This is a genomic window from Streptomyces pyxinae, assembly GCF_024756275.1.
GTDB lineage: Bacteria > Actinomycetota > Actinomycetes > Streptomycetales > Streptomycetaceae > Streptomyces > Streptomyces pyxinae.
This window is the reverse complement of record NZ_JANUGQ010000003.1, coordinates 176007-185929: the sequence shown is the minus strand read 5'-3', so window position 1 is coordinate 185929 and position 9923 is coordinate 176007. Positions and strand designations below refer to the sequence as shown.

Genomic DNA, 9923 nt, shown 5'->3' with positions numbered 1-9923 from the left:
GCCGGAGCGGGAGGCGTACGGCTCCGCCGACTCGTCCGGCGCGGTCCCGCCCGGCCCGGTGGGGGCGCCCCCTACCGGCACCCGGCCGCTCCCGCCACCCGGGGTCACCCGGCCGGGCGCCGGTGCGTGGGCCGGTCGGCGGTACCGGGCCACCGGATGCCGGAAAGCTCCTGCTTTCGGCGCCAGTATCGCGGAATGGTTCCCTCCCGCGGCCGGCGCTCGCTGCTCGTGCTTCTGCTGTCCGTGCTGCTGCTCGGCCCCGCCCCGGGTTTCCGGCCGGCCGCCGTGGCCGCCGCTCCGGCCGCGCCCGTTCCGGCCGCGGTCGGCGGGCGAAGTCCGGGTCCCGGCGCGAGCGCCGAGGTGGAGCGCCTGTACGAGCAGGCGGCCCGGGCCACGGAGGCGTATGAACGCGGTCGGCGCGCGGCGGACACCCAGCGCGCTCTCGCCCGGCGCCTCCAGGGCGAACTGGCCCGGCAGCGGGCCGAGGTGGCCCGGCTGCGCGACCGGATCGGGGAGATCGCCCGGGCCCAGTACCGGGGCGGCGGCACCCTCGCCCTCACCGCCCGGCTGCTGCTCGCCGGCGACCCGGACGAGCTGATGCGGTCGCAGCGGATCACCCGGCAGGCGGGGCGGGTGGTGAACCGGCTCCTCGACAACGCCCGCCGGGCCGAGGGCCGGCTCGACCGCGCCGAGCGCCGGGCCCGGGCGGCGTGGCGGGATCTGGAGCGGCGCGGGGTCCGGCTGGCCGTGCTGCGGAAGGACATCGAGGCCCGGCTGCGGCGGGCGCAGGCGCGACTCCAGGCGGAGGCGTCCCGCAGCGCGGCGGCGGGACGGTGTCCGGGCTCGACGGGGGTGCGGCCGGCGCCGCCCGCCCGCGCGGCCGGACCCGCCTGGGTGGCGCCGGTGACCGGCTATGTCCTCTCCGCCGGGTTCGCCAGCGCGGGCGCGCACTGGGCACACCGGCACACCGGGCAGGACTTCGCGGTCGGCATCGGCACGCCGGTGCGATCGGTCGGGGCCGGGCGAGTGGAGTCGGTCTCCTGTGGCGGCGCCTTCGGCATCCAGGTGCTGGTGCGCCACGGCGGCGGCTGGTACTCCCAGTACGCGCACCTGGCCGCCGCCGGGGTGGTGCGGGGCCAGCGGGTGGCGGCCGGCCAGCGGATCGGGCAGTCCGGGAACACCGGCAACTCGACCGGTCCGCACCTGCATTTCGAGGTGCGCCTCACGCCCTATCTGGGCTCCGGCGTCGACCCGGCCCGCTGGCTCCGCGAGCACGGCGTCCCCCTGGGCTGACCGTCCGGACCCGCCCCGGCCGGAACGTGACCCGACCTGTCCGGGACAGCGGCCCGGGCCGGAGCCGTACGGCACGGCCCCCCGCCGGAGGCCGGTACGGCGGCGTCGTCCCCGGCCCGTCCCCGCCGGACCGTCAGGCCGGGCCGCCGGGCCGCCGGGCCGGGGACCCGGGCCCGGCCTGAGGGGAGGGGCGCAACTCCCGGCGGACGGGAGCGAGCCCGTGGCCGGAGGGCTCAGCCGCCCACGGCGGAGTCCGTGCCCGAGAGCTCAGCCCCGGAGCGGCGGGAGGCAGCTCCCCGGCGGGAGGGACGCAGTTCCCGGGGGCCGGCCTTCCCGGCGGGAGGGCAGGCCCCAGGCGGGCGGCCGGCCCTGGCAACGGGGGGCAGGCCCCGGGCGGGCGGCCCCGGTCCCGGCATCCGGGGGGCCAGGCTCCAGGCGGGGGCGGCCCAGCCCTCGGCAGGGGGGGGGGCAAGCCCCAGTCGGGCGTCCCCGGCCCCGGCAACCGGGGGCAGGTCCCAGTCGGGCGTCCCCCGCCCCGGCAACCGGGGGCAGGTCCCAGTCGGGCGTCCCCCGCCCCGGCAACCGGGGGGGCAAGCTCCAGTCGTGCGTCCCCGGCCCCGGCAACGAAGGGGGCAAGCCCCCGGGGAGGCCCCCCAAAGAGGGCAAGCTCCCCCGGGGGCTCGGCCCCCCCACAGGAGGGCAAGCCCCCAGGGGCTCGGCCTCCGGCAAGGGAAGGAGGGCACGTCCTCCCCGGCCTGGCTCGGCGGGAAGAGGCCGTCCGGGGCCCGGTTGAGGCTCAGTCCCCGGACGTCCCGGTCTCGCTCAGCAGCTCCTCGATCACCGCCGCCACGCCGTCCTCGTTGTTGCCGGGCGCCCGGCCCGAGGCGGCGGCGAGCACGTCCGGGTGGGCGTTGCCCATGGCGTACGAGCGTCCCGCCCAGCTGAGCATCTCGATGTCGTTCGGCATGTCCCCGAAGGCCACCACCTCATCGGCGGAGATGCCGCGCTCGGCGCAGCAGAGCGCCAGGGTGCTCGCCTTGGAGACGCCCAGGCCGCTCATCTCCAGCAGCGCGGTGGAACTGGACCGGGTGATGGTGGCGTGCTCCCCGGCCACCGCACGGGCCAGCGTCAGGAAGCCGTCGGGGCTCAGCTCGGGGTGGCGGGCGAGCATCTTCAGCACCGGGGCACCCGCGCCCGGCTCCGGCTCGCTCAGCAACTCCTCGGCGGGGGCGACGGAGGCGCCGGGCTCCAGATGGAAGGGCGGGTAGTCCGGCTCGTGGTGGAAGCCGGTGGTGAGCTCGACCCCGAAGGTGGTGCCGGGGGCCTCCCGGCGCAGGCTCTCCACGACCCGCAGCGCGGCAGGCCGCTCCAGCGGATGGACCTCCACCAGCCGGCCCCCCGCCCGCAGATCGACCACGGCCGCCCCGTTGGCACAGATGGCGAGCCCATGACCGTGGACATGGTCACTGACCACCCGCATCCAGCGGGCCTGCCGGCCGGTGACGAAGAAGACCGTGATCCCCGCCTCCTCGGCGGCGGCGAGCGCCGCGACGGTGCGCTCCGAGACCGAGTTGTCGTCCCGCAGAAGGGTGCCGTCGAGGTCGGTGGCGATCAGCCGGGGGCGTCCGAGCGCCGTCGGCCGCGGTCGGGAGGGAGTCACAGAGGTCACCGGCCCATTCTCCCGCACCAGGCCGCACGGACGTGCGCCTCCGCGCACAAGTGAGCCGTGGCCCGCGCACAAGTGAACCGGCGCCCCGGGCCCGCGCCCGGGAGGGCCCCGCCGCAGGGCGGGACGGGCGGGACGGACCGGGCGGGCCGACGGACCGGCAGGCGCCGGACGGACCGGCCGGGGAGCGGACGCCGGTGCGAGGAGCCGGCCGGAGGTCCGTACCCTCACCTGCATGAGCCTGCGTCTGAGCACCGTGATCCTGCCCGTCCACCGCTGGCACGAGGGCGGTGCGGAGCGCTGGCGGCGTGCCGAGGAACTCGGCTTCCACACCGCCTACACCTATGACCATCTGTCCTGGCGCACCTTCCGGGACGGCCCCTGGTTCGGTGCCCTGCCCACCCTCACCGCCGCCGCCACGGCCACCGAGCGCCTCCGCCTGGGCACCCTGGTCACCTCGCCGAACTTCCGCCACCCGGTGACGCTCGCCAAGGAACTGATCTCGCTGGACGACATCTCCGGCGGTCGGATCACCCTGGGTATTGGCGCCGGGGGCAACGGCTTCGACGCCACCGTGCTGGGCGGGACCGCCTGGACGCCACGGGAGCGGGCGGACCACTTCGCGGAGTTCGTACCGCTGCTCGACCGGCTGCTCACCGAGGACGCGGTCACCGAGCGGGGCGTCCACTACTCGGCCGTCGAGGCCCGCAATGTCCCCGGCTGCGTCCAGCGCCCCCGGCTGCCGTTCGCCGTCGCCGCGACCGGGCCGCGCGGGCTGCGGCTGGCCGCGCGGTACGGGCAGGGCTGGGTCACCACCGGCGACCCGAAGCTCCTGGAGGCGGGCACCCCGGAGCAGTCGCTGGTGGCGCTCCGGGACCAGGCCGAGCGGCTCCTCAAGGCGTGCGCGGACGCGGGCCGGGACCCGGCCGGGCTGGACCGGATCCTGCTCACCGGCTTCACCCCGGAGCGGGCCCGTCTCCTGGAATCGGTGGACGCCTTCGTGGACTTCGCCGGCCGGCACCGGGAGCTCGGCTTCACCGAACTGGTTCTGCACTGGCCGGTCCCGGACTCCGACTTCGCCGCCGACCAGCGGGTCTTCGAGCGCATCGCCACCGAGGCTCCGGCCCAGCTCGGCTGAGCGCCCGGTGACGGCCGGCGGCCGGGCGCCCCGGCGGGAAGGCCGGGGAGCCGGCGAGCCGGGGGTGCGGTGTCCGGCAAGGCGTTCCCAGGGCTCCGGGCGTCTGGAATCATCGGATCCTCGAAGGTGAGGGTGGAGGTGTCTCGGAGTGGGCGCGGACGCACGGCCGGGCGGCGGGGGGTCTCCTCCGCGCGACAGCCTGTCCGCGAGAGTGCCGAACTCCGTGAAGGTGCCGAACTCCGCGCGATCGCCGGACTGCCCGAGAGGGTCGCACTCCGCGAGAGCGCCGGGTTCCGTGGGGGCGTCGGACGACCGCCGCTGGCCCGACGGGTCCTATCTCTCCCTCGTTCCGGTGCCGGCGCGCCCCGCGCTGCTGGCGGCCGGCGCGGAACGCGTCTTCCCACCGGGATCGCCGCTCGTCGTACAGGGCGACACCAGCACTCATCTGCTGCTGATCCTGGACGGGCTCGCCAAGGTGACGGCGACGACGGAGGAAGGCCATGTCACTCTGCTCGCCTTCCGCACCAGGGGTGATGTGATCGGTGAGCAGGCGGCGGTCGACGGTTCCCCCAGGTCCGCCACCGTGACCGCCGTCACCGAGGTGCGGGCCCGGATCGTCACGCACGACGACTTCATCACCCTGCTCGGCGCGGACCCCCGGCTGGCGCTCGCGCTGGTGGCCGTCGTCAGCAGGAAGCTGAGGAACGCGACCGCCGCCCGGGTGGACACCGCCGGCCACAGCCTGGCCACCCGGCTGGCGCGAGCCCTGGTGGCGCTCGCGGACACCTATGGCAAGACCACCGACCACGGGGTCGAGATCAGCATTCCGCTGAGCCAGGACGACTTGAGCGCGATCGTCTCCGCGTCCAGGGCGGCGGTGACGAGGGCGCTGCGCATGCTTCGGGAGCACGGAGTCATCGACACCCGCTACCGCCATGTGACCATCATCGACCTGCCGGCCCTGTCCCTGCTGGCCGAGGGCTGACGCCACACTGCCGAAACAGGCGTACCGCGTCTACGCCGGATGAGACAGACGGATATGGACCAGGCGGGGAGGGGCAGCGGGCTACCACCTCCGCCGCTCCCTCCGCGCGCAAAGCCGTAGCGGGCTCGGCAAGAAGACCCGACTCCAGCCTGAGCAGGCTATTTGCTCTCGGCCGCCAAGTCTGCGTCAAACGAGGCAGTTTGAGGTGCCGTTGTTTTACGGCCGGGAGATTTCGATCGGTCCGGGCGGGCCATGGCTACTCGCCCCTCCGCGCCGTAGCGTGGATCTGGCCGGTCGACGCGACCGGTGCCGGTCGCCGGCCTGCACGAGCGCCCCCTACCAGGCGCTCTCGGCCGATCGGCGCAATGGGCTCGGCAGAAGCACTCACTCGGGAGACAGCGTGAGCAGTGATGTCTGGGATGTCTGGATCGTGGCTCTCGGCGCCCTCGTGGCGCTGGGGGCCTTGGCGCTCGCCGCCTTCGCGGTGGCCAGGATGAGCAGGACCGCTCCGGTCAAGGTGGCGGTGGTGATCGCCGCGCTGACCGGCTTCGTCGTGGCGATCCGGCCGATCATCGACGCGTTCGCCGCCTTCCGCGGCTAGGTACCCCGGAAGCATGGCGGGGCAGTGGCTCTCCGCGACCGGTGGCCTGCCCGAACCCGGGCGGGCCACCGGTCGTGTCCGGTCGTGGGACACCGGGGCCCCGGGGGGCGGCGGGGGCGCGCCGGCGGCTGAGTCGCTGCCCATGCGCCGGCTGCGTGGCGAACCGTTCCAGTTGCTGCGGCAGTTGTGTCTGCCTCGCGAGGACCTGGTGATCGCCGGGAGCGCGCCGCTGTATCTGCGCGGCCTGCGCGATCGGATCACCGACCTGGACGTGGTGGCGCGGGGCCGGGCCCTGGAGCGGGTCCGGCTGCACGGGGTCACCGAACCCGCTCCGTTCGAGGGCGTGACATCCGTGCGCCTGATGGGCGGACTGCTGGAGATCGTGGACGCGTGGTTTCCGAGTTCCTTCGGGAGTGTGGACGCGTTGTTCGAGCGGGCGGAGCGCATCGGTGACCTTCGGGTACTGAGCCTCGCGGACACCGAGGTGTGGAAGCGCCGGCTCGACCGGCCCAAGGACCGCGCCGACCTGGTGCGGCTGGCCGGCCTGAGCGATCCGGGCGAGACGGCGGAGTGGTCGCCCGGGTGACGGGCACGGACCCGGTGGAGCGGGGCGCGGCCGGCAGGTGAGAGGGAGACGGCCCGGGGCTTCCTGTTGGTGAGCCGACCGCGATGAGCCGGGGCGGGGGCCGGGGCGGGGGCCGGGGCGGGGCCGGACGCGGGACACCGACCGGAGAAGGCGCGGCGGTATCCGGACCCCTTCGGACATGGCAGGGATCACGTGAGTTCTGCCAGGAATTTACCCGTGGAAGGTTTGATCCACAGCAACCTGGCTTATCCACAGCTGTTTCCCCGGATTCTGTGGACAACTGCGGGAGTTATGCACGGCCTTGGGGATTGTCATGGGGAGGTGGTGGCTGCACCCCCCTGCGGTGATGGCCGGCCAGGGTGTCCAAGGTCCGGGCGTGCAGCTCGCGTTCGGTGGCCGAGGCGATGAACGCGGCCACCCGCTCCGGACCCACCAGGTCCCGTACGGTCCGGAGGGTGGTGGCGGGCAGCTCCACCCGGCACGGTGGCTCGGCGCCCGGCGCCGACCGCGGCGGCTCGGGGGCGGCCGGCGGTTCCGGGGCGGGTGGCGCGGACGGCAGGGGTACGGGGCGTTCGCCGGGCGTCAGCTGCTCCTGAAGGTGGCGGGGGGCGAAGGCGCCCAGGGCGCGGGCGAGTTCGGCCTCCACGGTGCTCCGGGCGAGCGGGCGCAGCCGGCGCACCAGCTCCGCCGCCTCGGCCGCGCCGGCGTCCGAGGGCGGGCGGTCCCGCAGATGGCGGGCGAAGACGTACTCGGTGGTGAACTCCAGGAAGCGGTGGGCGATGTGCTCGATCTGGGCCCGCAATTCGCGCAAGTGCCCGGAGATGGCGGTGAGCGGCACCCCCGCCGCGTGCAACTCGGCCGCCACCGCCAGCTCCTGGGGGCTGGGCACCCGGTACGCGTCGGGCTCTTCCGGGACGGTTTCCAGCACGCCCAGCTCGACCGCCTCCGCGATGGCCGCCACCACGCCGTCGCCCGGGTCGCCGGGGCCGGATCCGTCCGGTCCGGGCAGCCCGTCCCGCCGGGGCAGCCCGTCCGGTACGGGCTCCCGGTCGGGCCGGTCCGCGCCATGGTCGGCGGCCCGGTCCGTGCCGTAGGCGGCGTCCCGGTGCGCGCCGGACGCGGCGTCCCGGTCCGTGCCGAAGACGGCGGCCAGTTCGGCGCGGGTGATCCGGCCGGGCCGCTCGTCGGTCCAGGGGCCGTGCACCTCCGCCACCAGGCCGAGTATCCCGCCGAGCCCGCGCCCGGTGTCCCAGGCGTCCAGCAGCTCCTTGATGGAGGCCAGGGTGTAGCCCCGCTCCAGCAGGCCGGCGATCTGGCGCAGCCGGGCCAGATGGTCGTCGCCGTACACATTGGACCGGCCGCGCCGCTCCGGGCGGGGCAGCAGCCCTCGGTCCTGGTAGGCCCGGATGGTGCGGACGGTGGCGCCGGACCGGTGCGCCAGGTCCTCGATCCGGTACCCGGGCGCGACGGCCGGCCGGCTCACCGGGGCGGCTCCACCCGGGCCAGGGCCCGCAGCGCCCGGGGCGCGAGGCGGGCGAGCAGCCGGATGCCGTGAGCCTCCGGGGTCACCGGGAGCACCGCGTGGTTCCGGGCCACCGCCCGGACGATCGCGGCGGCCACTTTCTCCGGCGGATAGCCGCGCAGCTCGTACAGCCGGGTCGCCTGCTGCCGCAGCCTCCGCTCCTCCTCCTCGGAGACCCCGGTGAACCGGGCGGTGGCGGTGATCCCGGTGTGCACCACACCCGGGCAGACCGCCGTGACGCCGATGCCCCGCCCGGCCAGCTCGGCGCGCAGACACTCGCTGAGCATCAGCACCCCGGCCTTGGAGGTGGCGTACGCGCTGAGTCCCCAGGACGGCCCGAAGGCGGCGGCGGAGGCGAGATTGACGATGTGGCCGCCCTGGCCCCGCTCCGCCATCCGGGCGCCGAATATCCGGCAGCCGTGCACCACACCCAGCAGATTGACGTCGAGAACCTTGCGCCAGTCCTCGCCGCTGGTCGTCAGGAACGTCCCGGAGAGTCCGATGCCCGCGTTGTTCACCAGTACGTCCACCGGACCGTGGGCGGCCTCCACCCGCTCGGCCAGCTTCTCCATCGCCGGCTCGTCCGCCACGTCCACCACCTCCGCCCAGGCACCGGGCGCCCCGGCCTCCCGGGCCAGCTCGGCGGTCCGGGCCGCGCCCTCGGCGTCCCGGTCGACCGCCACCACCCGGGCGCCCGCCGCCGCGAAGGCACGGGCCGTGGCCCGGCCGATGCCGCCGGCCGCCCCGGTGACCAGCACCAGCTGCCCGCCGAACCGGTCGGCGTAGGGCCGCCCCTCGGCCACCGCCACCGGCAGTCCGCCGACCGGGCCGCCGGTACCGGGGCCACTCGCCTCCCGGTCGCTGCCCGCCTCCCGGTCGCTGCCCGCCTCCCGGTCGTCGCCCGTCTCCCGGCGGCCCGCTTCCGGGTCCGGGCCGTCCGCGCCGGCCCCCGGCTCGTACGCCGTCACGAACTCGGAGATCCAGCCCGCCAGCCGGTCCGGCCGGGTGCGGGGCACCCAGTGCTTGGCCGGCAGGGTACGGCGCACCAGTCCGGGCGCCCACTCCGCCAGGTCGTCGAAGAGCCGCTCGGAGAGAAAGGCGTCACCGGTCGGGACGATCAGCTGGACCGGGGCGTGCGCGTACGCGTCGGAGCGCGGGCGCCGCAGCCGGGGCCGGACGTTGTCCCGGTAGAGCCAGGCGCCGTGTGCCGCGTCCGAGGCGAGCGAGGCGGTCGGATAATCGCCGCCCGGCACCTTCTCCACCCGGCTCAGGATGCCCGGCCACCGCCTGCCGAGCGGCCCGCGCCAGGCCAGCTCGGGCAGCACCGGGGTGTGCAGCAGGTAGACGTACCAGGACTTGGCGCCCTGGCCCAGCACCTGCCCGATCCGGCGCGGGGTGGGCCGGGTGACCCGCCGCTTGATCCAGTGGCCGAAGTGGTCGAGCGAGGGACCCGACATCGAGGTGAAGGAGGCGATCCGGCCCCGGGTCCGGGCCACGGTGGCGAACTCCCAGCCCTGCACCGACCCCCAGTCGTGCCCCACCAGATGGACCGGGCGCTCCGGGCTGACCGCGTCCGCCACCGCCAGGAAGTCGTCCGTCAGCTTCTCCAGCGTGAACCCGCCGCGCAGCGGCAGCGGGGCGGTGGACCGGCCATGGCCGCGTACGTCGTACAGCACCACATGGAAGCGCTCGGCCAGCCTCGCGGCGACCTCCGTCCAGACCTCCTTGGAGTCCGGATAGCCGTGCACCAGCACCACCACCGGCCGCCCCGCCTCGCCCAGCTCGGCGACGCACAGCTCGATCCCGTCCGTCCGCACCAGGCGCTCCCGCGCACCCGACAGCCCCACGGCCCCTCCTCCGCTCGTCCCCGCCGTCCCTGTCGCTCTTCTCGCTCTATTGCTCTTGTCGCCCACGGTCTTTCTGCCATCGATGAATGTGACAATGCCCGGCGGCTCCGTCAAGGGTCGTGCGCGGCCTGTGGAAAACCCGGCCGGATCCGTCGCCCCCGGGGAGCCCGGGACGAGTGCCGGAGAAGCCACGGGAGAAATCCCCGGGGAATCCGTCGCCCGGGTGTCACCCCCCTACGGGCGTGTACGACTCCAGGCGGAGGCCGATCCAGCCGCCTGGTCTGA

8 protein-coding genes are annotated in these 9923 nt (G+C 75.4%); 5 read left to right on the top strand and 3 right to left on the bottom strand.

What is annotated here, in order from left to right; genetic code table 11:
- Positions 1-195 precede the first annotated feature (195 nt).
- Positions 196-1293, top strand: coding sequence for a M23 family metallopeptidase (locus NX801_RS05680; protein ID WP_258785877.1), 1098 nt, complete (start codon positions 196-198; stop codon positions 1291-1293).
- Positions 1294-2089: 796 nt separating this feature from the next.
- On the opposite strand, the gene NX801_RS05675 is transcribed toward NX801_RS05680, so the two are convergent.
- Positions 2090-2962 (bottom strand): HAD family hydrolase, encoded by an 873-nt coding sequence (locus tag NX801_RS05675; protein ID WP_258785876.1) that lies wholly within the window; start codon positions 2960-2962, stop codon positions 2090-2092.
- Between the two features lie 232 nt (positions 2963-3194).
- Here NX801_RS05675 and NX801_RS05670 point away from each other — a divergent pair, with 232 nt between their 5' ends.
- The 4 genes from NX801_RS05670 (at position 3195) to NX801_RS05655 (ending at position 6269) form a co-directional block, all read left to right on the top strand.
- Complete coding sequence (locus NX801_RS05670; RefSeq protein ID WP_258785875.1) at positions 3195-4097, top strand: LLM class flavin-dependent oxidoreductase; 903 nt, start codon at positions 3195-3197, stop codon at positions 4095-4097.
- Between the two features lie 352 nt (positions 4098-4449).
- Complete coding sequence (locus NX801_RS05665) at positions 4450-5082, top strand: Crp/Fnr family transcriptional regulator (protein ID WP_258785874.1); 633 nt, start codon at positions 4450-4452, stop codon at positions 5080-5082.
- Between the two features lie 400 nt (positions 5083-5482).
- Entirely contained in the window at positions 5483-5683 is a 201-nt protein-coding gene (locus tag NX801_RS05660) for a hypothetical protein (RefSeq protein ID WP_258785873.1), read from the top strand.
- 13 nt (positions 5684-5696) lie between these two features.
- Positions 5697-6269: a hypothetical protein gene (locus NX801_RS05655; protein WP_258785872.1), complete on the top strand. Its 573-nt coding sequence runs from the start codon at positions 5697-5699 to the stop codon at positions 6267-6269.
- A 289-nt stretch (positions 6270-6558) separates the two neighbouring features.
- On the opposite strand, the gene NX801_RS05650 is transcribed toward NX801_RS05655, so the two are convergent.
- Positions 6559-7752 (bottom strand): MerR family transcriptional regulator, encoded by a 1194-nt coding sequence (locus NX801_RS05650; RefSeq protein ID WP_258785871.1) that lies wholly within the window; start codon positions 7750-7752, stop codon positions 6559-6561.
- On the bottom strand, positions 7749-9638 hold the full coding sequence (locus NX801_RS05645; RefSeq protein ID WP_258785870.1) for an SDR family oxidoreductase: 1890 nt from the start codon (positions 9636-9638) through the stop codon (positions 7749-7751). Before NX801_RS05645 ends, NX801_RS05650 begins: the two co-directional genes overlap by 4 nt.
- Between the last annotated feature and the right edge of the window lie 285 nt (positions 9639-9923).